Here is a 24,658-nt window from a genome sequence, read left to right as displayed (position 1 = left end):
AACTTTTTCGTTATGACACGGAACACAGTCGAGGAAGACGGCGCGCAGCGCGCCGACGCGGAAGATCAACCCCCACAAGTGGTCTCGATCACCGACCCGCAGGCGATCCGCGCGCTGGCCCATGATGCTCGGCTGATCGTGCTCGACGAGCTTTTCGCATCGCAAACCACGCGCACCGCAACGGAGCTGGCATCGATGTGCTCATTGACGCCCAGCGCCATGAGCTATCACTTGCGCGCACTGGAGAAATACGGGTACGTGGCGCGCGCGGCCAGCGAAGGCGACGCGCGAGAACGCCGGTGGCGCGCCGCGGGCGAAAGGCTGGAGCTAAACACCCAGATCGATTCGACGAACGCGAAAACGGCCTACCTCAACGTGCAGTTGAACGCGTTCCGCACAAGGCTGAATGCCGAAGTGGAGCGGCGCGAGGCGGAAGCCAAGTCGGGAATCGAGCCGGATGCCGACCGCCCACCCTTGCTGACCAGTGGTTTAGTGTTTCTTCCCGAAGCGAAGCAAAAGGAGTTTAATCGGCGATTATTGGACCTCGTTTACGAGTATGAGGCAATGGCCACGGCCGAAGAACGCAACATCGACTCAAAGCGTATGTTCTACTTAATCTCACTACTACCCGAGTACCAGCACCCGGGTGGAGGTGCGAGCTAGAGAAAAGTTGTGCAGTTCTTCGGTGTAAGATCATCGGGAATTGCGACTGATTCTGGTCGCAAGGAATGGTGCTGCGATTGCCGCCCGAGCGTTACCTCGCTGGGAAGCGTTCGGAACCGCGTTGTATAAAAGGAGAGCTGTGCCCGCAAAGGCCAAGGAAAAGACCGGCAAGAAACTCGTTATCGTGGAGTCTCCTGCCAAGGTAAAGTCAATCGCCAAATATCTGGGCGAGGGCTTCGACGTGGACGCCTCGGTGGGCCACATCCGCGATCTTCCCCAGCCCTCCGAGCTTCCCACCGAGCTCAAGAAAACTTCCGTGGGCAAATTTGCGGTCGACATCGATAACGACTTCGAACCCTATTACATGGTGTACCCGGATAAGAAGAAGCGCGTTTCGGAGCTGAAGGCCAAGCTCAAAGATGCCGACGAACTCTACCTCGCAACAGATGCGGACCGCGAAGGCGAAGCCATCGCGTGGCACCTGCTCCAGGTGCTTAAGCCCAAGGTCCCGGTACGCCGTCTTGCCTTCACCGAAATCACCAAGGAAGGTATCGAGCGCGCCCTGGGCTCGATGCGTGAGCTGGATACCAATCTGGTCGATGCGCAGGAAACCCGCCGCGTCCTGGATCGCCTCTACGGTTACGAGATCTCTCCGGTTCTGTGGCGCAAGATTGCCCGCGGGCTCTCCGCCGGCCGTGTCCAGTCGGTCGCCACCCGGCTGGTGGTTGAGCGCGAACGTGAGCGCATGGCTTTCGTCTCCGCCGGGTACTGGGATGTCAAGGGAAGCTTCGCCACCACCGTTGGGGAAACCTTCGCCGCCAAGCTCTCCTCGGTGGACGGCAAGCGCGTCGCCTCGGGCCGCGACTACGATGACCGCGGCCAGCTGAAGACCACCCGCAACCCGGTCGCGGAGCTGAACCAGGAAGCCGCCGAATCATTGGTCAGCAATTTGGCCAACAGCGACTTTGCCGTCACCTCCGTGGAGGACAAGCCCTACACCCGACGTCCGGCAGCGCCCTTCACCACTTCGACCTTGCAGCAGGAAGCCAGCCGCAAGCTACGCTGGAGCTCGAAGCTGACCATGCAGATCGCGCAGCGTCTGTACGAAAACGGTTACATCACCTACATGCGTACCGACTCGGTATTCCTGTCGAATGAGGCCGTCCGCGCCGCCCGCACCCAAGCCACCGAACTTTATGGCTCGGATTCGATTCCCAAGAGCCCCCGCGTGTACAAGGGCAAGTCCGACTCCGCTCAAGAAGCCCACGAAGCAGTTCGTCCGGCCGGTGACATGTTCCGCCGCCCAAAGGACGTCCGCTCCCAGCTCTCCAAGGATGAATTCACCCTGTACGAGCTGATCTGGAAGCGCACCGTCGCCTCGCAGATGGCAGATGCCAAGGGATTCACCGCCACCATCAAGCTCGCGGGCACCGCTAGCGATCAGCGCGTTGCCGAATTCTCTGCCTCCGGTACCGTCATCACCTTCCGCGGTTTCCTCTCGGCCTACGAAGAAGGCAAGGACTCCGAGAGCGACGCGGCAGATAAGCCAGAGAACGCCGAGGCACGCCTGCCTCAGCTCGCCGTGGGACAGGGGCTGACCGGGGATGAGCTGACCGCACTGGGCCACGAAACCACCCCGCCGGCGCGCTATACCGAAGCGTCCATCGTCGCCGAGCTGGAAAAGCGCGAGATTGGCCGTCCCTCGACCTACGCGCCGACCATCTCCACCATCATGGATCGCGGCTACGTGACCAAGCGCGGCGGCGCCCTGGTGCCAAGCTGGATCGCGTTCTCGGTAATCCGCCTGCTCGAAGAGCACTTCGCCAAGTACGTGGACTACGACTTCACCGCACGCTTGGAAGACGACCTGGACGAAATCGCGCAGGGCAACCGTGCGCGCTCCGACTGGTTGAACATGTTCTACTTCGGCGGCAAGGGCGAAACCAGCCCGGAGGGCCTGAAGCACGTGGTGGACAACCTCGGCGACATTGACGCTCGGGCGATCAACTCCATCAAGATCACCGATGACATCACCTTGCGCGTGGGCAAGTTCGGCCCATACCTGGAACGCGCCATCCCGGAAGGCGCCGAAGAAGGCACCGACCCGCAGCGCGCGAATGTGCCCGAGGAACTGGCTCCGGACGAGCTGACCGCGGCGAAGGCCGAGGAACTGTTCGCCACCGCTCAGGTCTCCGAACGCGAGCTGGGCATCGAAGAGGCTACCGGCCGCAAGATCGTGGCCAAGGACGGCCGTTACGGCGCCTACGTCACCGAGATCATCCCGGAGCTCACGGAAGAGGAAATCGCCGCGCAGCCGGTGGAATACTACAAGAACGGCAAGCCAAAGCCGCCGAAGAAGCCGGTCAAGGTCAAGCCACGCACCGCGTCGCTGTTCAAGACCATGACCGTGGAAACCGTCACCCTGGATGAGGCTCTGCAGCTGATGAGCCTGCCCCGGGTGCTCGGTGCCGACGCCGAGGGCGAAGAGATCACCGTGCAGAACGGCCGCTTCGGTCCGTATCTGAAGAAGGGCAGCGATTCGCGTTCCATCGACAGCGAAGAGCAGATCTTCACCATCACCCTCGACGAGGCGCTGGCGATCTACGCACAGCCCAAGCAGCGTGGCCGCCGCGCCGCGGTGCCGCCGCTAGCCGAGTTCGGGGTGGACCCGACGAGCGAGAAGAACATCGTGGTCAAGGATGGTCGCTTCGGCCCATACATTACCGACGGCGTCACCAACATCACCGTGCCGCGCACAACCTCCTTGGAGGAGCTGACGCGTGAGCAAGCCATTGAGCTGCTGGCGGATAAGCGCGCCCGTGGCCCGGTGAAGCGCACGGCAGCGAAAAAGGCTCCCGCGAAGAAGCCCGCAGCCAAGAAGGCCCCGGCCAAGAAGGCGACCACGGCGAAGAAAACCACCGCCAAGAAGAGCGAGAAGTAGACTTCGTCTCTGAGTTGAGGAGCGCACCATGAGACTTGGCGTTTTGGATATTGGTTCGAATACCGTCCACCTATTATTGGTGGACGCCTACCCAGGCGCCCGACCGGTCTCTTATGCCTCGCATAAACGACCGTTGTCGCTGGTGCGCTACCTCAACGAGTATGGCGCCATCACCGAAGAGGGGCAGCAAGAACTCATCGCCTTCATCAAGGAGGCAGCCGAGTTCGCCAAAAGCCATCGGGTCGAAGACTTCATGGGATTTTGCACCTCTGCCATTCGGGAATCCTCCAATGGCGTAGCGGTGCTCGAACGGGTGAGCCGGGAAACCGGTGTGAGCCTGATGGAGCTTTCCGGCGAAGAAGAAGCCGGAATGACCTTCTACTCGGTGCGCCGCTGGTTCGGCTGGTCGTCCGAATCGATCCTCAACCTGGATATGGGCGGTGGTTCGCTCGAACTTGCGGTGGGCACCGACGAATTCCCCCAGGTCGCCTTCTCCGTGCCGCTGGGCGCCGGCAGGCTGACCCGCGAATGGCTGCCCAACGATTTGCCTTCGATCAAGGAAGTCCGGGAGCTGCGCAACTACGTGCGTGATGTGCTCACCGACCCGACCACCGAACTGCGCCAATACGGCAAGCCCACGCTGGCCACGGCCACCTCGAAAACCTTCCGGTCGCTGTCGCGGATCACCGGATCCGCCCCCAGCGGGGAGGGGCCATACGTCAAACGCGTGCTGCACCGCGATTCGCTGAAACTCTGGACCAACCGGCTGACCGCGATGAGCTGGGACGAACGCGCCGAACTGCCGGGCGTTTCGGAAATCCGCGCCCCGCAGCTGCTCGCCGGTGCGATCGTTGCTCATGAGGCGATGAGCGCATTAAAACTCAAAAGTGTCCGCATCTGCCCTTGGGCGTTACGCGAAGGTCTCATGCTGCGACGTTTTGATCACGTGATGTTTGACTCTTCGACACCGCTCAGTAGTAGCGTGGGGGTAGGAGAGGTTGCCTTGGGCTCGTTGAAGACCTTAAGTCTCGGCGAACCTACGGCCTAGCGCTTCACTGGAAAAGGCGCCGCTATGCAGCGGCGCGACGAGGAGGGGTCGGATATGGAAGACCAGCAGCGTGTACCTCGGGTACCGGTGACACTATCCAGTGCCTCGGTCTATCCGCTGACCGTACATGACGCCTTCGCGATAGCCAAGGACGTGGGCTACGACGGGCTTGAGGTGTTGGTGACCGGCAACCAGGCCAGTCAGTCAGCCACCGCGCTGATGGCCCTGATGGACAAATACCAATTGCCTATTATGGCGATACACGCGCCAACCCTGCTGCTTACCCAGCAGGTCTGGGGTTCGGCGTGGGCAAAAATCGAGCGATCGGTGATCCTGGCGAAAGCGGTAGGAGCCAGCGTGGTTGTTGCGCACCCGCCGTTTCGTTGGCAGGGGAACTATGCCGAAGGATTCGTCGAGGGCGTACGCCGGCTGACCGACTCCACGGGCATGAAAATCGCGGTTGAAAACATGTACCCGTGGCGCAGCCGCGGACGTGAATCCTCCAAGATGTATCTGCCGCATTGGAACCCGGTCCCCGAGGACTATCGCCATGTCACTTGGGACTTTTCCCATGCGGCCATTGCAACTATGAACTCTCGCCAAGCGTTTGAGGACCTGGGGGACAGGTTGACCCACGTCCACCTGTGTGATGGGTTGGATAACGGCAAGGATGAGCATTTGGTGCCCGGATTGGGTACGCAGCCGGTCGTTGAATCGCTGAATTTCTTGCGCGATTCCCAGTGGGATGGCGTGGTCGCGGTGGAAGTATCAACGCGCAAGGCCAAGCAGGCGGGGCAAAAAGAAGAATGGCTGGGCCAGACGCTCGAATTTGCACGCCAGCATCTGTCAATTAATCAAGACTCTGAACGGGTGACAAAATAACTGTATGAGCGAAGCTACGAATAATCTCCGACTCGCATTTTTGGGCACGGGCTCAATGAACGGAGCGATCCTGCGCGGTATCTTGGGCGCCGGACATGACCCGAAGAAAATTACCGCAACCCTGCGCAGCGACAACCGTGCCGCGCAACTGCGCGAACTGGGCATCAACGTGCTGATCGGCGACGAAGATCCCGAAGCGAATTCGAAGGCCGCCGCCGAAGCGGACATCGTTTTCCTCGGGGTTAAGCCGGTAGGGATTACCGCGCTCTGCGCCGAGATTTCCGAAGCCTTGCCTGCGCAGACCGTGGTGGTCTCGGTGGCCGCGGCGATTACCCTCGCCACCATGCAGGGGCAGCTGCGCGACGGACAGCCGGTGATCCGTTCCATGCCGAACACGCCGCTGATGGTTGGTTCCGGAGTCGTCGGCTTGAGCGCAGGCCAGGCGGTGAGCGAGACGCAAATCAACCTTGTCGCCGAGCTCTTTGCCGGTTCCGGGGAGGTCCACGTGATCGACGAGTCGCAGCAAAACGCGCTCGGGGCGATCTCGGGCTCCGGCCCGGCCTATGGCTTCTACCTGGCCGAAGCGATGACCAACGCCGGTATCGCCATGGGGCTCGACGAGAAGCTCGCCATGGATCTGGCCCGTGCCACCGTGGCCGGGGCCGGCAAGATGCTCGCTGACCCGCAGGCCAACCCGGCAGATATGCGTCGTGCGGTTACGAGCCCCAAGGGCACCACCGAGCAAGCGATTCTGACCTTCGATGCGCAGGGGATTCCAGCGATTATCGAAGCCGGGGCCAAGGCCGCCGCCGCGCGTGCCGCGCAGCTCAGCGCAGAACTCGGCTAATCCAGCGATTAAAAGTTCTATGGCGCCGGCACCCCGAACTGGGGGACCGGCGCCATAGCCGTCTTAACGCCCGTTTAGGGGCGGGCGGCGAAGCGTTCGAGCAGGTCCACGTGCCCGGAGACGATCAATATGTCACGCCTCGTGACCATCGTGTCCGGCACCGCGTAGGTGAAGTCCTCGCCCGGGGTTTTCACCCCGACGATGGTGATCCCGTATTTGGAACGCACCTGCGATTCGGCCAGGGTGAAGCCCTGGGTTTCCTTTGGCGGGTACATCTTCACAATCGCGAAGCCATCATCGAACTCGATGAAGTCCAGCATGCGTCCACCGACCAGGTGGGCCGCGCGAACCCCGGCATCGGCCTCCGGATAAATCACATGGTTCGCGCCGATGCGGGTGAGGATCTTGCCGTGGGAAGGCGTAATCGCCTTCACCCAGAGGTGCTCGATCCCCAGATCCACCAGATTCACGGTAATCAGCACCGAGGACTCGATCGAGGTGCCCACCCCGACCACCGCGGAGCTGAACTCCTGGGCGCCCAGCTGGCGCAGCGCATCGATATTGGTGGCGTCGGCCGCCACCACATGGGTCAGCGTGCTGGCCCACTGCTGGACCAATTCCGGGCTGCGTTCGATGGCGAGCACCTCGCGGCCCTGCTTGACCAGGGTTTCGGCCACTGAGGCGCCGAAGCGTCCCAGTCCGATGACGAGCACCGGTGCGTTGTGCTCCATACTTTTCTCAGCCAATGATCGGCCTTTCTTCGGGGAGGCTATACAGCGTATCGCGATGACGCATGGTCAAGGCGCTGGCCAAGGTGATGCTTCCGATACGTCCGGCGAACATCAGGGCGCTCAGTACGTATTTACCTGCGGGAGGCATCTCTGCGGAGACTCCCATGCTCAGTCCTACGGTACCGAATGCGGAGATCGATTCGAACAATGCGCGGGAGAAACCGACCTCCTGGTCGATGGCCAGCAGCAAGCCGGTGGACACCATCACCAAGGTGGCGCCGAGGGCGACCACCGACACCGCCACGCGCATGGTGCCTTCCGGGATGCGCCGGCCGAAAGCCTTCGCATCGCGCTCGCCGCGCACCTCGGCCATGATCGCAAGGAACATCACGGCGATCGTGGTGACCTTGATGCCGCCGGCCGTGGAGGCCGAACCGCCGCCGGCGAACATCAGCGCATCGGTGATGAGCACCGATACCTGGCTCATGTCGTTTTGGTCCACGAGGTTGAATCCGCCAGAACGGGTCATCACCGAGGCGAACAGGCCGTGGACGAGCTTGTCGCCGGAATCCATGGTCCCAATGGTGCGCGGGTTGTTCCATTCGACCACGAGCCACAGCAGGGCGCCGGCGACCAGCAGGATCAGGGTCACCATCAGGGTGAGCTTGGTGTGCAGATTCCATTTCTTCGCATTGAACCGGTGGACGAGCAGCACCATGATCACGGGGAAGCCCAGGGAACCCAGGAACACCCCGAACATCAGCGGGCCGAGGATCCACAGGTCCGTTCCGTAGGGCACCAGCCCGTCGGAGTGCGGGGTGAAGCCGGCGTTGTTGAAGGAGGAGACCGCGTAGAACACGCCGTGCCAGATGGCCGAAGGCAGGTTTTCGCCGAGCACCGCGAAGCGCGGGACCAGGAGCAGCGCAATCAACGCCTGCAGGCTGACCGCGGTCAGGATCACGATGCGCAGCAGCGAGCCGACCTCGCCCAGGGCGGAGGCCCCGGTGGTGTTCATGGAATTCTGCGCCATCAGCTTGCCGCGCACGCCGAGCTTGCGCGAGACCGCCAGGGAGAGGATCGAGGCCAGGGTCAGGATTCCCAGCCCGCCCATGAAGGCGCCGATGATCATGATCAGCTGCCCGGCGAAGGACCAGTGGACCGCGGTGGAGACCGTGGTCAGGCCGGTGACGCAGACCGCCGAGACGGCGGTGAACAGCGCGTCGTGCAATGCGGTCGCTTCCCCGGAAGCCGAGGAGAACGGGGCTGCCAGCAGGGAAGTGAAAATCGCGATGGCCACGAGGAAGGCGCCTAGGGCCAAGCGGGCGGGGGAGCGGACCGTGAAGTCGGCGATCCGCACGCGCAACGCCAACCACTGTTTGCGCCGCTTTTCGCGTAATTCAGCTACCCGCGCCTTGTCGCGCGGTTCGCTCTGGGTGCTCATCGCCTTAATTCGCCATTTCGTTGGGACGGAGGGTTCTCCTTGTAATTTACGCGTTCGCAACCAATTGCGCTCGTCTTAGCCCCGCGAAACACGTGCAAAATGTCCCGGACGGCCATAAATGGGTTACAAGGATCACAATCGGGTAGCCTACAAAGGTGTTAGAACCTCGACATGCGCCGCAACCCACCCTGGTGCTCTGGGATGAACAGTACTTGAAGTACAAGTTCAGCGACTACCATCCGATGCACCCCGCCCGGCTTGAGCTGACCCATCGGCTCAGCAGGCAGCTTGAAGTTTATGATGCTCCGACGGTGAGCATCTCGGCCCCCGAGGTCGCCAGCGACGCCGTGCTGCGGACCGTTCACGACCAGGGCTACCTGGACCAGGTGAAGCAGGTCAGCGCCGACCCCACGCAGATCGCGGTCGACTTTGGTTTGGGAACCGAAGACGACCCGGTCTTCGCCGGGATGTATGAGGCGGCCGCGCGCATCGTGGGCGGTTCGGTGATCGCCGCGGAGGCGATCATGGATGAATCAACCGTGCGCGCGGTGAACTTCGCCGGCGGGATGCATCATGCCAAGCGCAACAAGGCCAGCGGCTTCTGCATCTTCAACGACGCCGCCGCAGCCATTCACCGCATGCTGGAGCGCGGTGCGAAACGTGTTTGCTATATCGACGTCGATGCCCACCACGGTGACGGTACCGAATCGATCTTCTGGGACGATGACCGGGTCTTGACGATTTCCATCCATGAGTCGGGGCTTTCGCTCTTTCCCGGCACCGGGTTCGCCAACGAGACCGGAGGCCCGCAGGCCGAGGGCAGCGCGGTGAATATCGCCTTGCCCGCGATGACCGGGGACGCCGCGTGGATGCGCGCCTTCCACGCGGTGGTTCCGCAGCTGGTGCGCGCCTTCAATCCGGAGGTCATCGTGTCCCAGCACGGCTGCGATGCCCATCGCGATGACGACATGACCAATCTGAAGCTATCGGTGGACGCCCAGCGCCAGGTGGCTCTGGATATCTCCCAGCTGGCGGACGAGGTTTGCCAGGGCCGCTGGCTGGCTACCGGAGGCGGCGGCTACAACGTCACCGCCGTCGTGCCGCGCACGTGGACCCACCTGACGGCGATCGCCGCCGGCAAGCCCATTGCCTTGCGTACCTACGTTCCGGAGGGCTTCCGGCGCCATGTGCTGGAAACCTACGGCCGGGCGGTGCCCTATCTGATGGGGGATGACGCCCAATTGTGGTGGCGGAACTGGGAGGTCGGTTATGATCCGGCCGATCCGGTGGACCGTACGATTATCGCCACGCGTAAGGAAGTTTTCCCGCTCTATGGGCTGGACCCGTGGTTTGACTAAGGCGTTCGCTTTCCTGTGATCAATCTCGACCCTCAACAGGGGCAAAAAATTCGTTCCTGTAAGGCCATCTGCCGATAGGGTAATGTCTGTGGCTATTGACGACGTATTTTCTGCATTGGCAGAACCAACCCGACGCAAGATCATCGAGGCGTTAAAGCTCGAGCCGATGGCGGTTGGTGCCTTGGTGGTTCAGTTGGATATTTCTCAACCGACCGTCTCCAAGCACCTGAAGGTTCTGCGTGAAGCGGACCTGGTCAGCATGACAGCCCAAGGCCAACGCCGCATCTACAGTGTGCAGTGCGAAGCGATCGACACCCTGGTCTCCTGGTGCGTAGAGTTTTTGCCGGCCGAGGAGCCGGCGGCGGAGCTGATGCCGGTGGACCTGGACCTGATTCAAGATCCGCAGGACGCCAACGCACTTCCAGCCGCAGCTCATCAGCTCGGACGCAGTGTAGGGCGGGGGCTCGAACAAGTCACGGGACGAGCGCAAGAAATATTGGAGCGCTTCCCACGCTTCGGCCGTCGACGTTAGCTATCTGACCTGACTAAAAGCGGATTCGGGCATTGCGGTCGGTGATATTTAAGTTACGCAGGCGAGCGCTGTATGTAACAAAGAATTTTCATTGAGAATGTCAGGCATGGCATTCTCTTGCGTGGGGCAGAGTTGCCGGGCCGGTGGGCTTTTGCGCGCCCCTGAGGCCTGCCCCAAGTGATGAGGAGAAAAACTTGGACAAGCAACTAGCGAGTATTCGCGACGAAGTCTTCCGCCGTAATCCCGGTGAGGCAGAATTCCACCAGGCCGTGACCGAAGTCTTCGAGAGCCTCGAAGCGGTGTCACAGAAGCACCCAGAGTATGCAGAGGCTGCTATTCTTCAGCGCCTGTGCGAGCCAGAGCGCCAGATCATTTTCCGCGTGCCTTGGGTAGATGACCAGGGTCGTGTGCAGATCAACCGCGGTTTCCGTGTCGAGTTCAACTCCGCGCTGGGCCCATACAAGGGCGGACTGCGTTTCCATCCTTCGGTTTATCTGGGCATCGTCAAGTTCCTTGGCTTCGAACAGATCTTCAAGAACTCCCTGACCGGCATGCCAATTGGTGGTGGCAAGGGCGGCTCGGACTTTGACCCGCGCGGGAAGACCGACGGCGAGGTGATGCGCTTCTGCCAGTCGTTCATGACCGAGCTCTACCGTCATATCGGCGAATACACCGACGTTCCAGCCGGTGACATTGGTGTCGGTGGCCGTGAGATCGGTTACCTCTTCGGCCAGTACAAGCGAATCACCAATCGCTACGAGTCTGGCGTGCTGACCGGCAAGGGGCTGAGCTGGGGCGGCTCATTGGTACGCCCGGAAGCCACCGGCTACGGCGCGGTGATCTTTACCGAAGAGATGCTCAAGACCCGCGGGATGAGCTTCGACGGCCAGCGCGTGGTCGTTTCGGGGTCCGGAAACGTGGCGCTGCATGCCATCGAGAAGGCTCAGGATCTGGGCGCGAAGGTGATTACCGCCTCGGATTCCAGCGGATTCATCGTCGACGAAAATGGCATCGATCTTGATCTGCTGCGCCAGATCAAGGAAGTAGAGCGCGGACGTATCAGCGAATACGCCGAGCGCCGGGGGAGCAAGAAGGTTTCCTACGTGGCCGACGGAAACGTCTGGGACGTGCAGGGCGCGGTAGCCCTGCCGTGTGCCACGCAGAACGAACTTGGAGCAGCCTCGGCGAAGAAGATGGTTGCCGCGGGAACTATCGCCGTGGCCGAAGGCGCCAATATGCCAACCACCGCCGAGGCGACCTCGGTATTCCAGGATGCTGGCATCCTCTTCGGTCCGGGCAAGGCCGCCAACGCCGGTGGCGTGGCTACTTCTGCGCTGGAAATGCAGCAGAACGCTAGCCGCGACTCGTGGACCTTCGAGCACACCGAGCTTCGCCTGACCGAGATCATGGTAGGCATTCACGAGCGTTGCGCAACCACCGCCGACGAATACGGGGTGCCGGGCAACTACGTTGCCGGCGCCAATATCGCCGGCTTCGTCAAGGTTGCCGACGCAATGCTGGCTCAGGGCTTGATCTAGTCCCTCGACCCTCAAGCGACCTCTTGGCCGCTGTTTCGACGCCGTTTCCGGCCTCGGAACGGCGGCCAGCAGCTTTTAAAAGCTCTTTTTTGAGATCTAAATGTGGTTCAGGTGTGTTCCGTGATGCAAAAGTTACGTAAGTGCGACTAGACTGGGATCGAGCGAACGTGAATATGATTGCCGATGTTGATCCCAAGTCGTATTTGTTCACGCGAGCAATATAAACGACGAATCAGAGATCAGCGTCAGGAGAAATTCCCCTATGGCGGATAAACAGAATTTTGCAGGAGCCCGTTTCATGACGGTCGCTGAAGTGGCCGAGATGATGCGTGTTTCTAAAATGACGGTTTATCGCCTGATTCATGCAGGCGACTTGCCTGCTGTTCAATTCGGTCGCTCCTATCGCGTTCCGGAAAACGCAGTGGAAGCCTACCTGCAAGCTGCGGCGATTGACCCGCAGCGTGGAACAGGTTCCCTCGGTCGATAGCCGCGCGATGGTCAGAGCATGGCCGAAAAGCGGGTAATCTATTAAGGAACGTTTAACGTCCGGTCAACCTTGTAGCTTATGCTTGTTCTTAAGCCTACATTTTGGTTGACATATTTATTTAGTTTGTGAGGAACCACTATGGGCTCTGTTATCAAGAAGCGCCGTAAGCGTATGTCGAAGAAGAAGCACCGTAAATTGCTTCGTAAAACTCGTCACCAGCGTCGTAATAAGAAGTAAATCTGCTTCAAGCAGCATTTGCCTCTTGGCAATTATCGCCACCGTATCAAGGCTTGACCTTGACGGTGGCGATTGCTTTTTCCCCAGCTATTTCCCGCGGCGGCTTGGCAGTGAACGCTTCGCCGCCCACACCGCGCCCAGCACACCGGCCAGACGCAGGCTGATCCGCGCCGCACGCTGTCCGGTGCGGAAGTCGTAGACCTGCCATCCGCGACGCTTGGCGTAGGCCCTCAGCCGCGCGTCCGGGTTGATCGCAACAGGATGTCCCACCGCCTCAAGCAACGGCACATCGTTGTAGGAGTCCGAGTATGCCCAGGACTTGGAAAGCTTGATTCCACGTTCCTTAGCCAGCGTACGAACGGCCTGAGCTTTTTCGGCCGCATGCAAGATCGGGGTGGCCAGCGCGCCGGTGTATTTACCATCCACATTTTCAACCACGGTCCCCAAGGCACCGGTGAGTTCCAAGCGTTCGGATATGACGTTCGCTACTTCTAGCGGGGTCGCGGTGACCAGCCAAACTTCTCGGCCCACTGCGCGATGCTGATGGGCGATGGAGACCGTGCCTTTCCATAACTTAGGCTCAATGTACTCGTCATAGATTTCCTGGCCAATCTGCGCCATCTCGGCGACCGAAATGCCCTTGGCCATCAGCAGCGCACGGTCGCGAATCTGATGGATGTCGCCCAGATGCTCGCCGCGGGCGGCAAAGCGCAGCTGCTTGAGGGCAAACCAGAGAATTTCGCGTAGCCGGAAGAAACGACGCTGATGCATCTTCCTGGCCAGCAGATAGAGGGAGGCACCACGGACCATGGTGTTGTCCACGTCGAAGAAGGCGGCAACGACGTCGCGTGGCGCCGACGTGTTCTGGCTGGTGAGGTGCTCTGAAGACTGCATTTGATCCAGTTTATTTCATTGCCGACTTAGACGCTGGTTGCGGCTCGTGAGATTATGGACAGGTGAGTAAAATGCATGAGATCCAGTTACTGGTGCGCCAAGGATGCCATTTGTGCGAGGCCGCCAGGGCGACAGTCAACGACGTCACCGAACGGATGAACATGGAGTTCTCCGAAATAGACATCGACGAGCATCCCGAACTGCTGGCACGCCACCACGAAGAGGTGCCAGTACTCCTCGTTGATGGTCAGGTCCGGGACTTCTGGACCATTGATGCCAAACGGCTTGAACGCCTGTTGGGCAGCTAATGGCATGAGAGGCCCCTTGATGCATTTACCGGCCCGTTCGAAAAGCAGAGCAGCGGCGCATGGCTGAACTTGAACCGCGGGTATTGCCCGAAGCGACGCTGACGCGCCTGACCCAGTATTTGCGGGCGCTCAATGCGTTCGAAGCCCAGGGCGTGGAACGCACCAGCTCGGGTGTGCTGGCCAAGGAAGCCGGAGTGAACCCGGCGATCCTCCGCAAGGACCTCTCCTTGCTTGGTTCCTATGGAACTCGTGGCGTCGGATATGTGGTGACCGAGCTGGCCGAACACATCAACCGGACCTTGGGCCTGAACCAGGACTGGCGTGTGGCCATCCTCGGCGCCGGTAACCTCGGACGTGCGCTGAGCGGCTACGCAGGTTTTGCCAGCCGAGGTTTCCAGGTGCGCGCCATCCTCGATGCGGACGTATCCCTGGTCGGCAGCGAGGTCGGCGATTTTATCGTGGAACCGGTCGGTGAGCTCGGCGAGGTGATTGCGCGGGAGCAGATCAATATCGCGGTCCTAGCGGTTCCCGGAGTCGCGGCCCAGGGGCTGATCGACGCGCTTGCGGCGCATGGGGTGAAGTCGGTGCTCAGCTTCGCGCCACAGCCGCTGCGCATTCCGGCGGGCATGATCGTCCGCCGCGTGGACCTGTCCACCGAGCTGCAGATCCTGGCCTACCACGCGGTACAACGCTAGGCGGCAACCGGGCAGTTAAAATCTAAAGGCGTAGGCCGTGGCTCAAATGAGCCACGGCCTACGCCAATTTCAGCGCTGGGTCTGAGGACCCGAAACGGTTTAGCGGTAGCCAGCCCGGCGCGCCTGGCTGCGCTGGGCGATGTACTGCGAGGAAGCCGGCAACCAGGCGAAGACCACGCCGACGACGCCAGCAATGAATCCAAGGGCATAAACCACATTGATCATCGTGGCATCAGCCGCGTTGGCGTACATGCTGAACATCGGCAGGCTGATCAGCATGCCAACGACGGAGATGGCCGCCAGGATCGTGGCGATGATCCGCATCGCGCGGACCCCTCGACCGACGAAGTAGCCGACCAAGAAGTAGGCGATGAGCGTGATGAACATGCCCACCACGGTGAAGGTGGTCATGGTGGAAGTGATCTGCGACAGGAAAGTGTCGGGGTTTTCTATCATGCGTTCGATCTCTGCATTCATCGCGGCGTCGTTGGAAGACTCCATCTGCATGCGCATCTGATCTTCGAACATCGTCCACTGCGAGCGCACCATATTGCCGAAGAGGTTGGTGCTGTTGATCAGCCAGCTGGCTGCGGCGCTGAGCACCCCGGCAAGCATGATGAAAATAAACGCCATCTGCAAGGTCTTGGGACGCTCGGCAGGCGGCTGGACCGGAGCGTAGCCACCTTGCTGCTGGAACTGCGGAAGCTGCTGCGCTGCCGGCTGACCGTAAGGGGTCGGCTGCCCACCGTAGGGATTTTCGCCGTAGGGGTTCGGGTTCGAACTCCCGGACCCGGCTAACGGGTCATATGGCTGGCCTGGCTGGTTCGGATCGTTGGTGCTCATGATCGTCCTTTGATTGCTGCTAAACGGTGAGTAACTCTAACTACTAGCCTAGTCCGTGGCGTTTGTGATGTGCCCCTCCGAAAGGATGGTTTTTTGATATGGGAATCCCATGCAGAGGCTGTGAATACTTGATCGTGGCCACAATTTTCATCTTTTAGGTTGATTGTTTGAGAGACTGTAACCATGCCAGTTTCAACCGTTCATTTGTTGCGCCATGGGGAAGTTTTCAACCCGAACCGCGTTTTGTATGGCCGGATCCCGGGGTATGGCCTTTCCGAGCTGGGTTTCCAGATGGCGGATCGAGCCGGAGAGTACTTCGCCAAGCGTCAGGCCGAAGGCGCCCGAGTAGTCCGTCTGGTTGCCTCCCCGCTGCTTCGAGCGCAGCAGACCGCACAGCCCGCGGCCCAGGCTTTGGGCCTGCCCATCATCACCGATGACCGGGTGATCGAGGCAGGCAACAGCTTTGAAGGTCTGGCACAGATCAAGTCCCTCCTGAAGAATCCGCGGTACTGGCCGCTGCTGCGCAATCCGCTGAAACCCTCATGGGGCGAACCGTACGCCGCGCAGGTCGCTCGCATGCGACAGGCCATGGACGACCAGCGCCAGGCGGCGGTGGCCGAACACGGCGACGGCGCCGAGATCATTATCGTCAGCCACCAGCTGCCTATCTGGGTGACCCGGCGCGCCGGTGAAGGCAAGCCGCTCTGGCATGACCCACGCCAGCGCGAATGCACGCTGAGCTCAATAACGAGTTTTGAGTTTGACGGAGACGAACTTCGCTCCGTGAATTACACCGAACCGAGCCCAGACCTGCTGGCGGGCGCGGCGAACATCCCTGGAGCCTAAGCCAAATGAATGAATCCTCGCAGAATCCTCGCTTCCTGAATCGTCGCACCATGCTGCGCTCGATGCTGGTTGCCGCGGCGGCTGTGCCGCTGGCCGCATGCTCGGTCACCGAGGATCCGCTAGCCAAGCAGGCGCGCTCCGGAGATAACAAAAACTACATCGCCGGCGACGGCGCGGTGCAGGAATATCTGCCCGCGAAGCGCAGCGAGCCAATCGAACTGACCTCCGAGACCTATCAGGGCACGCCCATCGATCTGGCGGCCCTGCGCGGTAAGCCGGTGGTGCTGAACTTCTGGTACGCCGCGTGCGCACCGTGCCGAATCGAGGCACCGCACCTGAAAGAACTCTCCGAGGACTTTGGCGAGGACGTTCCATTCATCGGAGTCAACGTCCGCGATGAGGCCGAAGCCTCGCTGGCCTTCGAGCGCAGCTTCGAAATCCCTTATGAATCCGTGCAAGACACCGATGGCCAGATCCAATTGGCGATGACCAAATACGTACCACTGCAGGCGGTTCCCTCCACGCTGGTTCTGGACCGCGAGGGACGGGTTCGCGCCCGCGTCATAGGTGCTATCGAAAAGGGGACGTTGAAGTCCCTGATCGACACCGCGCTCACCGAAGAGTTGTGAGCCTCCCGTTGATCTCTTCGAATCCCTTCGCCGACATTGCGCTCGACGGGTCGCTGCTGCTGGCCGCCCCGGTGGCCATGCTTGCGGGACTGGTTTCCTTCCTCTCACCGTGCGTTCTGCCCTTGGTCCCGGGATATCTCGGTTATGTCACCGGGCTGACCGGCGCCGATCTGCGCGAGCACCGCCGCGGTCGGGTCCTGCTGGGCGTGCTGCTGTTTGTCCTCGGATTCTCGGTAGTCTTTATCGCGGCCGGCGTGCTGTTCAGCCAGGCCACCGCGTGGCTGAAGTTCAACGGCGCCTGGGTAACCCAGGCCTTGGGCCTGGTCGTGGTGCTTATGGGCATCGTCTTCATGGGCGGAATTTCCTGGATGCAACGGGACCGAAAAATTCATCGGAAACCACCGGCAGGGCTCTGGGGAGCGCCGGTGCTGGGGCTGACCTTCGGTTTGGGCTGGGCCCCGTGCATCGGGCCTACGCTCAGCGCGGTGCTGATCATGTCCACTGGCACCGATGCGAACGTTGCCCGCGGAACGCTGTTGACGGTGTTCTATTGCCTTGGATTGGGTTTTCCGTTCATCCTGATCGCCCTCGGATTGCAGCGCGGCATGCAGGCGCTGGCATTCTTCCGCAAGCATCAGCTGCTGATTATGCGTCTGGGTGGGGGAATGCTGATCCTGCTCGGACTGGTCATGATCTCCGGGCTCTGGGGAACCTGGGTCGCTGAATTACAAAACTGGTTTGCCAATGAAGTGAGGTTGCCGATCTAATGGCGAAAAATAAACGAACCGGCAAAGACCGAGGCGACGCACCTGCCCTGGGTTTCCTTGGTTCGCTGCGGTGGATCTGGACGCAACTGACCTCGATGCCAACCGCCCTGTTCTTGCTGCTGCTGCTCGCGGTCGCTGCGGTTCCGGGATCGATCTTCCCGCAGCGGTCGATGAACCCCGAGACGGTCAATGAGTATCTCGAGCAGAACCCGGCAACCGGCCCCTGGCTTGACCGGTTCCAGCTCTTCGATGTGTATTCCTCCGCATGGTTCTCCGCGATTTATATTCTGCTCTTCGTTTCGCTGGTGGGTTGCATCATTCCCCGGGTGAAGAAGCACGCGCAGGCACTGCGCACCCCGCCGCCACGCACTCCCGCCCGACTCGATCGGTTGCCGCAGTACACCTCACTTTCGCTGGTTGAAGATGAAGCGGATACTCCTAGCGATGATGAAGTCATCGATGATGCCTACAAGGTGCTGCGCAAGCGCGGTTACCGTGTTGAGCGTCGCTCCGATGCAACCGGTCGTTCGGTAGCGGCCGAACGCGGCTACACCCGGGAAATCGGCAATCTGACCTTCCACATCTCGCTGATCGGTGTGCTCGTTTCGGTGGCCATCGGCGGAGCCTTCGGCTACGCCGGGCAGCGCGTCATCGTGGAGGGGGAGACCTTCGTGAACTCGCTGGTTTCCTATGATTCCTTCACCCCGGGCACCAGCTTCAACCCGGAGAATCTCACCGCCTATTCGGTGAAGCTGGACAAATTCGACATCGTCTTCGACCGCGAATCGAAGACGCACTTCGGCCAGCCCCTGGATTTCACCGCGCATGTGGAGACCCGGCGTTCTGCCGATGCCGAACCGGTGAAAGAAGAGCTGAAGGTCAACCACCCGCTGCGCATCAACGGCGCCGACGTGTACTTGGTCGGCAACGGCTACGCGCCGGTGGTGACGGTCCGTGACGGCAACGGGGATGTGTCCTTCTCCGGCCCGGTGGTTTCGGTGCCGCAGGACTCGGTGTACACCTCCCTGATGGTCATCAAGGCACCGGACGCGAAACCAGAACAGCTGGGTTTCCAGGGCTTCTTGCTGCCCACCGCCTTGGTCGATGAAACCGGCTTTGGCATCTCCGGGGATCCCAACGCGATCAACCCGCAGCTTCACCTGAACTCCTTCGCCGGAAACCTGGGCCTCGACGACGGCGTGCCGCAGAACGTGTATGTGCTGGACACCGAGAACCTCACCGAGGTGAATTCACGCAATCTCGACTCCGGCGGCATAGTGCTCGAAGCCGGGCAGACCTATGACCTGCCCGATGGCAAGGGGAGCATCGCCTTCGACGACCTGAAGCGCTTCATCGCCGTGGATGTGAATTACGATCCGAGCAAAACGCCGATCCTCATCTTCGCCTTCTTGTCCCTCGCGGGGCTGGCGGTCTCGCTCTTCACTCCGCGCCGACGCGTCTGGGTGAAGCTGAAGAACGAGGACGGGCAGCGCAGCATTGAATACGCGCTGCTGGCCCGCGGCGAGGATCCGCGCCTTGAACGTGAATCCGCAGAGTTGCACAATATCTTTGACAGCAAGTGGCCAGTGGCCAGCCAGAAGCAGGACCAAGGAGAAGTAAATGCCTAACGGCTCAAACCTCGCGCCAATCAACGAAACGCTGGGCAACTACAGCCAGCTGTTCATGTTGCTTTCGGCATTCGTCTACATGGTTGCCTTCATTTTCTTCGCGCTGGACCTGGCCAAGAGCAATAAGAGCATCAGCGAAATTGATGCGGCCGCATTAAAACGCGACTCCGAGATGCTCGTTGGTGCCGGAACGACCGCGGTGGCGCAGCCGAAACGCCCGAAGCGCGGTGCGCAGCCGGCGCGCGCCGACAACGTTGGCGAAGACATCGTCAACGACAAGATGAACTACACCGAGCACTCCTCGACGCGCAATATCGCACGCATCGCGGTGGTGCTGACCTGGCTTGGCGTGGCGATGCATGGCTTCGCGGTCGTCGCCCGCGGCGTCGCGGCGCACCGCGTGCCGTGGGGCAACATGTATGAGTTCTTGTCCACCGGCGCGCTGGTGGTCACCGTGGTGTACCTGGTGGTTTTGTTCTTCAAGGACCTGCGGTTCATGGGCAGCTTCATCATCGGCCTGGTGACCCTGATGCTGTGCGGCGCGACCCTGGGCTTCCCCACTCCGTTGGGCCACCTGGTACCCGCCTTGCAGAGCCCGTGGATTGTCATCCATGTGTCCATCGCGGTATTCGCCGCGGCGCTGTTCTCCATCAGCTTCGCCATGAACGTGCTGCAGCTGATCCAGCACTCGCGGATGAGCAAGCTGGCCGCCGGCCAGCCGGACAAGCTGCCATTCATGCGCTTGGTTCCCGGAGCGGGCGCGCTGGAGAACTTCGCCTACCGGATCAATACCATTTCGTTTGTCATGTGGACCTTCACCGTGATGGCCGGCGCGATCTGGGCCGAAGCGGCCTGGGGACGCTACTGGGGCTGGGACCCGAAGGAAGTCTGGTCCTTCGTGATCTGGGTGGTCTACGCCGGCTACCTGCACGCACGTGCCACCGGTGGCTGGACCGGGCCCCGTTCGGCCTGGCTGTCGATCATCGGCTACGGCTGCGTGATCTTCAACTTCACCATCGTGAATATGTTCTTCGACGGCCTGCACTCCTACGCCGGAGTCTAGCCCACACCCGGGACCCCGGTTGCCGGGGCAGCCCCGAGGGACGGACCACTCAAAGGTCCAGCCCTCGGGGCTTTTCCATGCCCGGAAAGCTCCTTGCCGTGACCAGCCGATCCGGAAGTTGAAGTCCACCGCGGCTAGGCCGCCGCCCAACAGCCGCCAGCGGCAGCTTAGCGGCCTTCCGGGCTTGGAATCAGCAACGGGCTAGCACCGCAGCGAAAACGTTGCGTAGAAAGAACTGCAGGGACCGGCATAAGCCGGGCCCTGCAGTTCGCTTCGCTGAAAATTAGCTGTCCTTGGACGGAGTATCTGAATCGTCCGAAGAATTACCCTTGTTAGGTTTCTTCTTCGCTTCGCGCTCTTTTCGTTTGAGTTCTTCCTCACGTGCTTTGAGCTCGGTTTCGCGCTGCTGCTGGCGCCGCCAGATTTCCAGCTGGCGGAGGAAATCCTCGTCGTCGTCGGGAGCATTCTGCTTGTCCGGGGACTTGCTTGCCCCCGCGGCCGGACGACCTAAAACAAACCACAATCCCGGCCCCAGCAGGGGCAGGAGGATGATGATGACTAACCATGCCGTTTTGGGCAGGGAGCGCACCCGATGTCGCTCGGTGCGTGCACACTCGATCAATGTGTAGATCATGAGCGCCACCGAAATGAGTGCGGCAAAAATAATGATGCGGACCATGCCTCTAGTCTAATGACTTTCTGGCTCACAGGTTCATCGGTAGACTTTAACGTATGCAGTTTGTGAAATATTCGGTGCTTCGGTTGGGTCTGTTCTGCGTTGTCTTCTTGGCAATGTGGAAGCTAATGGCCTGGCCGATCTTCACCTCGGGCCTGATTGCCCTGATAGTCGCCTTTGCCGTGTCCTATTTGTTCTTCAACAAACTACGTTTGGCAGCAAACGAGGACGCGCGCAACGCCTTTGCCAAAACCAGCGCATCGAAGACCGAATCCCAGCTGGCCGAAGAAGCCATCGAGGATTCCTTCGACGAATCGCAGCGACCGGAAAACAAATAAGCGAAGCCTTCCAAAGTTGTTCACTTTGGAAGGCTTCTGCCTTAGAGCCAGGCGTGCAGCATGATGGCCAAGCTGAAAAGCGCGGCGTAGACCACGTTCACCAGGCCCGTCTGCTTGAGCACCAGCACCAGCTTAGGCAGCGATTCTTCGCGCAGCATCAGCCAGCTTGGAGCGGCGGCCGGGATGAAGCTGAGCAAGATGAGCCACATCCAACCGTTTGACCCCGTGAGCAGCAGCGGCAAGACAATGGCGGCGCTCAACATCAGCACGTAGCTCAACCGGGCCGACTGTTCGCCCAGTCGCACCGCCAAGGTAATCTTGCCAACTTCGCGGTCCGTGGGAATGTCGCGGACGTTATTTGCCATCAGCAGCGCGCAACCGATCAGGCCGGTGCCGATCGCACCGAGCAGCGAAGCCAGCGTGAGCTGACCAATCTGCGTGTACGTGGTGCCCAGCGTGGCCACCAAGCCGAAGAAAATGAAGACGTAGAGATCTCCCCAACCACGGTATCCGTAAGGGTTCTTGCCGCCGGTGTAACCCCAGGCGGCAAAGATCGCCGCGACGCCCACCAAGAGCAGTGGCCACGAAGCGGAAAGAATCACGAGCAGCAATCCGAGAATCGCCGCCAACCCGAAGCATCCGAAGGCCGCGTTTCTCACGTGCTTCGGCTTCGCTAGTTTGGAGCCGGTCAAGCGCAGCGGGCCGACCCGTTCGTCGTCGGTTCCGCGGATTCCGTCGGAGTAGTCATTTGAGTAATTCACGCCGACCTGGAGCAGGAGCCCCACAAGCAGGGCAAGGACAAAGCGGAACCATAAAAATTGGCCGGTTTCGCCCACTGCGGCCGCGGTGCCGATAACTACCGGGGCGATGACGATGGGCAGGGTGCGCAGGCGTGCGCCGGCGACCCACTGGGAAAGCGTTGCCACTTCTCGTTCCTTTCGGCGAGATCAAAAACTCGGACCCCTTAGTTTCCCGCGAAACTTCGGGCAAGGCGAATCGGATCAGCCGCCGGCGCGCAACTCGTCGAGGATTCGGCGTCGATCGAACTTCCCGTTGGGCAGCAATGGAAGCCCGGAAGGGTAGTGGCGGACCCGTTTGGGAACGGCCGCGGATCCAATAGTTTGACGCACGGCTTCGAAGGCATCCTGCGTATTTGTCGGACCTGAATAGGCTAAACCTACGCTTTGGCCCCATTGCGCGTCGGGTACCGGCAGCACCAGGCACTGCTTGAAGAACTCTTCGAGCAGGCCCTCAATTTTCCCGGCCGACAGTTTTACGCCACCGGTATTAATCACATCGTCGATACGCCCGGCGATATTCAGCCGGTTGCCGTCGACGCTGCCCAGATCATCGGTGAGGTACCAGCGCGTGCCTTCGTCGATGACGAAGTGTTCGGCGGTGGCTTCGGGATTATTTGCGTAGCCGTCGGCGAGCATCGGCCCGGAGACCAGGATGCGTCCCTGGCGTTCGGCAAGTTTCACCCCCGGCAGGGCGGTTCCGTTGTAGACCAGACCGCCCGAAGTTTCCGCAGCGCCATAGGTTTGGAAGATCTTCAGGCCCAGATGCCGCGAGCTTTGCAGCAGGTCCTTGCTGGCCCGTGCGCCGCCGAGCAAGATGGCGTCGAAACGCTTCAGCGCCGCAATGGTCCGTGGCTCCGGATTGTCCAGCAGGCGGGCCAACTGGGTGGGGACCAGGGAAGTCAGGCGGCGGGCATCGACCATTTCCTCGGCCGCGTCGGTGAACTTCTGCGCAGAGAAGCTGCCGGTCGTGTCCATCACCACCGGCTTGGTGCCAGCGAACAGGGAACGGGTCAGCACGCTCAAGCCGGCGACATAGTGCACCGGCAAGGCCAGCAGCCACTGGCCTTCAAAGCCGAGGAACTCGGCCGTGGCCTGCGCACTGGATGCCAGCGCCGAGACGCTGAGCACCGTGCGCTTGGCCCTGCCGGTGGAACCGGAGGTGCGCACCACTGCCATGGGCTGCTCGAAGCCCGGCAGGTCCGAGGCCGCAAGGTACTGGATGCGCCAGCCGCGGGGGCTGGACTCATCGGCCAATACCTCAACGGCCGGGCCCTCGTCGTTGGCCGCGTCGGCCAAGGCTGCCAGCAGTTCTGCTAGTTGTGCGTCCATATCCGGTTCTCGTTCCTTCACCGACGATTTAGAAGTAGTAAGGGTAGTTGGACCAGTCAGGGTCGCGCTTGCCCAAGAACGCGTCGCGTCCTTCCACTGCTTCATCGGTCATGTAGGCCATGCGGGTGGCTTCACCGGCGAAGACCTGCTGCCCGGCCAAGCCGTCATCGGCCAGGTTGAAGGCGAACTTCAGCATGCGGATGGCCTGTGGCGACTGGCGGGCAATATCTGCCGCATACTCCAATGCGACCTCCTCGAGGCGGGCGTGCTCCACCGATTCGTTGACCGCACCCATGCGGACCATGTCGTCGGCCGAGTATTCGCGGGCCAGGAAGAAGATCTCGCGAGCGGTCTTCTGCCCTACCTGGCGGGCCAGCAAGGCTGAACCGTAGCCGGCGTCGAAGGAGCCGACGGTTGCGTCGGTCTGCTTGAACTTGCCGTTCTGCTTCGAGGCGATGGTCAGGTCTGAGACCACGTGCAGCGAATGCCCGCCGCCGGCGGCCCAGCCGTTGACCACGCACAGCACCACCTTGGGCATGGTGCGCATCAGGCGTTGGACTTCCAAGATGTGCAGGCGTCCGGCACGGGCCGGGTCGATGGACTCGCGGGTCTCGCCCTCGGCATAGCGGTAGCCGTCGCGGCCGCGAATGCGCTGGTCCCCACCGGAGCAGAAGGCATGTCCGCCGTCTTTTTCCGATGGACCGTTGCCGGTCAAGATCACGGTAGCGACATCGCTGGTCATCCGTGCATGGTCCATGGCCCGGTAGAGCTCATCTACGGTGTGCGGGCGGAAGGCATTGCGCACCTCTGGGCGGTCGAAAGCGATGCGCACGGTAGGCAGGTCTCGCACGATGTTTCCCTGGGCGTCACGCTCCACCTGGCGATGGTAGGTAATGTCGGTGAAGTCGAAGCCTTCAACCAAGCGCCAGCGCTGTGGATCGAAGACATCAGAGACCTTCTTGGGCAAAACGGAATTATTCAGGCTACTCACCCTATGCATGCTAGTCGGTTTCGTGCCGAACTCTAAGAAAGCAGGCGTAGACTTTTCACGGCTTAAGACGCAAATGGGCGCGATATTTCCGCCGCCACGCTTCAGCCCGCCTTTTGGATCACGGGATTCATTTCACGATTTTTGTA

The 24,658-nt window shown here is 60.9% G+C and carries 26 protein-coding genes; 18 read left to right on the top strand and 8 right to left on the bottom strand.

The window, feature by feature from the left end; genetic code table 11:
* Positions 1–12 precede the first annotated feature (12 nt).
* The 5 genes from CQ017_RS07860 to proC all read left to right on the top strand — a co-directional run bounded on the left by CQ017_RS07860 (position 13) and on the right by proC (position 6,381).
* On the top strand, positions 13–663 hold the full coding sequence (locus CQ017_RS07860; RefSeq protein ID WP_096283385.1) for a helix-turn-helix transcriptional regulator: 651 nt from the start codon (positions 13–15) through the stop codon (positions 661–663).
* Between the two features lie 139 nt (positions 664–802).
* Positions 803–3,604: a type I DNA topoisomerase gene (gene topA / locus CQ017_RS07855; RefSeq protein WP_105553227.1), complete on the top strand. Its 2,802-nt coding sequence runs from the start codon at positions 803–805 to the stop codon at positions 3,602–3,604.
* A 28-nt stretch (positions 3,605–3,632) separates the two neighbouring features.
* Positions 3,633–4,652, top strand: coding sequence for a Ppx/GppA phosphatase family protein (locus tag CQ017_RS07850; RefSeq protein ID WP_096283389.1), 1,020 nt, complete (start codon positions 3,633–3,635; stop codon positions 4,650–4,652).
* A gap of 24 nt (positions 4,653–4,676) precedes the next feature.
* The gene (locus CQ017_RS07845; protein ID WP_255248328.1) at positions 4,677–5,534 is read left to right on the top strand and encodes a sugar phosphate isomerase/epimerase; all 858 of its coding nucleotides are present in this window, start codon (positions 4,677–4,679) and stop codon (positions 5,532–5,534) included.
* A 4-nt stretch (positions 5,535–5,538) separates the two neighbouring features.
* The gene (proC, locus tag CQ017_RS07840; RefSeq protein WP_096283391.1) at positions 5,539–6,381 is read left to right on the top strand and encodes a pyrroline-5-carboxylate reductase; all 843 of its coding nucleotides are present in this window, start codon (positions 5,539–5,541) and stop codon (positions 6,379–6,381) included.
* Between the two features lie 74 nt (positions 6,382–6,455).
* On the opposite strand, the gene CQ017_RS07835 is transcribed toward proC, so the two are convergent.
* Positions 6,456–7,112, bottom strand: a complete 657-nt coding sequence (locus CQ017_RS07835) for a TrkA family potassium uptake protein (protein WP_096283393.1) — start codon at positions 7,110–7,112, stop codon at positions 6,456–6,458.
* Between the two features lie 7 nt (positions 7,113–7,119).
* Positions 7,120–8,553: a TrkH family potassium uptake protein gene (locus tag CQ017_RS07830; protein WP_105553226.1), complete on the bottom strand. Its 1,434-nt coding sequence runs from the start codon at positions 8,551–8,553 to the stop codon at positions 7,120–7,122.
* A 242-nt stretch (positions 8,554–8,795) separates the two neighbouring features.
* Between CQ017_RS07830 and CQ017_RS07825 the strand changes: the two genes are divergently transcribed.
* The 5 genes from CQ017_RS07825 to CQ017_RS07805 all read left to right on the top strand — a co-directional run bounded on the left by CQ017_RS07825 (position 8,796) and on the right by CQ017_RS07805 (position 12,705).
* On the top strand, positions 8,796–9,911 hold the full coding sequence (locus CQ017_RS07825) for an acetoin utilization protein AcuC (protein ID WP_105553359.1): 1,116 nt from the start codon (positions 8,796–8,798) through the stop codon (positions 9,909–9,911).
* A gap of 82 nt (positions 9,912–9,993) precedes the next feature.
* Positions 9,994–10,443 (top strand): helix-turn-helix transcriptional regulator, encoded by a 450-nt coding sequence (locus CQ017_RS07820; protein WP_258133542.1) that lies wholly within the window; start codon positions 9,994–9,996, stop codon positions 10,441–10,443.
* Positions 10,444–10,637: 194 nt separating this feature from the next.
* Positions 10,638–11,981, top strand: a complete 1,344-nt coding sequence (gdhA, locus tag CQ017_RS07815) for an NADP-specific glutamate dehydrogenase (RefSeq protein WP_105553225.1) — start codon at positions 10,638–10,640, stop codon at positions 11,979–11,981.
* A 262-nt stretch (positions 11,982–12,243) separates the two neighbouring features.
* Positions 12,244–12,468, top strand: a complete 225-nt coding sequence (locus tag CQ017_RS07810; RefSeq protein WP_096257016.1) for a helix-turn-helix domain-containing protein — start codon at positions 12,244–12,246, stop codon at positions 12,466–12,468.
* 138 nt (positions 12,469–12,606) lie between these two features.
* Positions 12,607–12,705: a 30S ribosomal protein bS22 gene (locus CQ017_RS07805; RefSeq protein WP_005504750.1), complete on the top strand. Its 99-nt coding sequence runs from the start codon at positions 12,607–12,609 to the stop codon at positions 12,703–12,705.
* Between the two features lie 87 nt (positions 12,706–12,792).
* On the opposite strand, the gene CQ017_RS07800 is transcribed toward CQ017_RS07805, so the two are convergent.
* Entirely contained in the window at positions 12,793–13,599 is an 807-nt protein-coding gene (locus tag CQ017_RS07800; RefSeq protein ID WP_105553224.1) for an HAD family phosphatase, read from the bottom strand.
* Positions 13,600–13,670: 71 nt separating this feature from the next.
* Between CQ017_RS07800 and CQ017_RS07795 the strand changes: the two genes are divergently transcribed.
* Together CQ017_RS07795 and CQ017_RS07790 are read left to right on the top strand one after the other, a co-directional pair.
* Positions 13,671–13,907 (top strand): glutaredoxin family protein, encoded by a 237-nt coding sequence (locus CQ017_RS07795; protein ID WP_105553223.1) that lies wholly within the window; start codon positions 13,671–13,673, stop codon positions 13,905–13,907.
* A gap of 23 nt (positions 13,908–13,930) precedes the next feature.
* Positions 13,931–14,602 carry a redox-sensing transcriptional repressor Rex gene (locus tag CQ017_RS07790; RefSeq protein WP_374954992.1) on the top strand — a complete coding sequence of 224 codons (672 nt, stop codon included), beginning with the start codon at positions 13,931–13,933 and terminating at the stop codon, positions 14,600–14,602.
* Positions 14,603–14,701: 99 nt separating this feature from the next.
* On the opposite strand, the gene CQ017_RS07785 is transcribed toward CQ017_RS07790, so the two are convergent.
* Positions 14,702–15,445, bottom strand: coding sequence for a DUF4199 domain-containing protein (locus tag CQ017_RS07785; RefSeq protein WP_105553221.1), 744 nt, complete (start codon positions 15,443–15,445; stop codon positions 14,702–14,704).
* A 183-nt stretch (positions 15,446–15,628) separates the two neighbouring features.
* On the opposite strand from CQ017_RS07785, the gene CQ017_RS07780 reads away from it, so the two are divergent.
* The 5 genes from CQ017_RS07780 to ccsB are packed head-to-tail and all read left to right on the top strand — an operon-like array spanning position 15,629 to position 20,378.
* Entirely contained in the window at positions 15,629–16,291 is a 663-nt protein-coding gene (locus CQ017_RS07780) for a histidine phosphatase family protein (protein WP_105553220.1), read from the top strand.
* A 5-nt stretch (positions 16,292–16,296) separates the two neighbouring features.
* Positions 16,297–16,920 (top strand): TlpA disulfide reductase family protein, encoded by a 624-nt coding sequence (locus tag CQ017_RS07775; protein WP_096283410.1) that lies wholly within the window; start codon positions 16,297–16,299, stop codon positions 16,918–16,920.
* Positions 16,917–17,687: a cytochrome c biogenesis CcdA family protein gene (locus CQ017_RS07770; protein WP_255248329.1), complete on the top strand. Its 771-nt coding sequence runs from the start codon at positions 16,917–16,919 to the stop codon at positions 17,685–17,687. The genes CQ017_RS07775 and CQ017_RS07770 overlap by 4 nt, the downstream gene beginning before the upstream one ends.
* Entirely contained in the window at positions 17,687–19,315 is a 1,629-nt protein-coding gene (locus tag CQ017_RS07765; protein ID WP_096283412.1) for a cytochrome c biogenesis protein ResB, read from the top strand. The genes CQ017_RS07770 and CQ017_RS07765 overlap by 1 nt, the downstream gene beginning before the upstream one ends.
* Positions 19,308–20,378 (top strand): c-type cytochrome biogenesis protein CcsB, encoded by a 1,071-nt coding sequence (ccsB, locus tag CQ017_RS07760; protein WP_096283414.1) that lies wholly within the window; start codon positions 19,308–19,310, stop codon positions 20,376–20,378. The genes CQ017_RS07765 and ccsB overlap by 8 nt, the downstream gene beginning before the upstream one ends.
* 283 nt (positions 20,379–20,661) lie before the next feature.
* Here ccsB and CQ017_RS07755 read toward each other — a convergent pair whose 3' ends face one another.
* Positions 20,662–21,057, bottom strand: a complete 396-nt coding sequence (locus tag CQ017_RS07755) for a PLDc N-terminal domain-containing protein (protein ID WP_105553219.1) — start codon at positions 21,055–21,057, stop codon at positions 20,662–20,664.
* Positions 21,058–21,110: 53 nt separating this feature from the next.
* Between CQ017_RS07755 and CQ017_RS07750 the strand changes: the two genes are divergently transcribed.
* Positions 21,111–21,392: a DUF4229 domain-containing protein gene (locus CQ017_RS07750; RefSeq protein WP_096283418.1), complete on the top strand. Its 282-nt coding sequence runs from the start codon at positions 21,111–21,113 to the stop codon at positions 21,390–21,392.
* A gap of 41 nt (positions 21,393–21,433) precedes the next feature.
* On the opposite strand, the gene CQ017_RS07745 is transcribed toward CQ017_RS07750, so the two are convergent.
* The 3 genes from CQ017_RS07745 to CQ017_RS07735 form a co-directional block, all read right to left on the bottom strand.
* Positions 21,434–22,318, bottom strand: coding sequence for a 1,4-dihydroxy-2-naphthoate polyprenyltransferase (locus tag CQ017_RS07745; RefSeq protein ID WP_105553218.1), 885 nt, complete (start codon positions 22,316–22,318; stop codon positions 21,434–21,436).
* Positions 22,319–22,393: 75 nt separating this feature from the next.
* Positions 22,394–23,521 carry an AMP-binding protein gene (locus CQ017_RS07740; protein WP_105553217.1) on the bottom strand — a complete coding sequence of 376 codons (1,128 nt, stop codon included), beginning with the start codon at positions 23,519–23,521 and terminating at the stop codon, positions 22,394–22,396.
* A 28-nt stretch (positions 23,522–23,549) separates the two neighbouring features.
* Positions 23,550–24,521 carry a 1,4-dihydroxy-2-naphthoyl-CoA synthase gene (locus CQ017_RS07735; protein ID WP_181148211.1) on the bottom strand — a complete coding sequence of 324 codons (972 nt, stop codon included), beginning with the start codon at positions 24,519–24,521 and terminating at the stop codon, positions 23,550–23,552.
* Positions 24,522–24,658: the final 137 nt, after the last annotated feature.

The sequence above is a fragment of the Arthrobacter sp. MYb224 genome (assembly GCF_002975455.1).
Classification (GTDB): domain Bacteria; phylum Actinomycetota; class Actinomycetes; order Actinomycetales; family Micrococcaceae; genus Glutamicibacter.
Note: the sequence above shows the minus strand (reverse complement) of the source record. Positions and strands in the feature narration are given on the sequence as shown.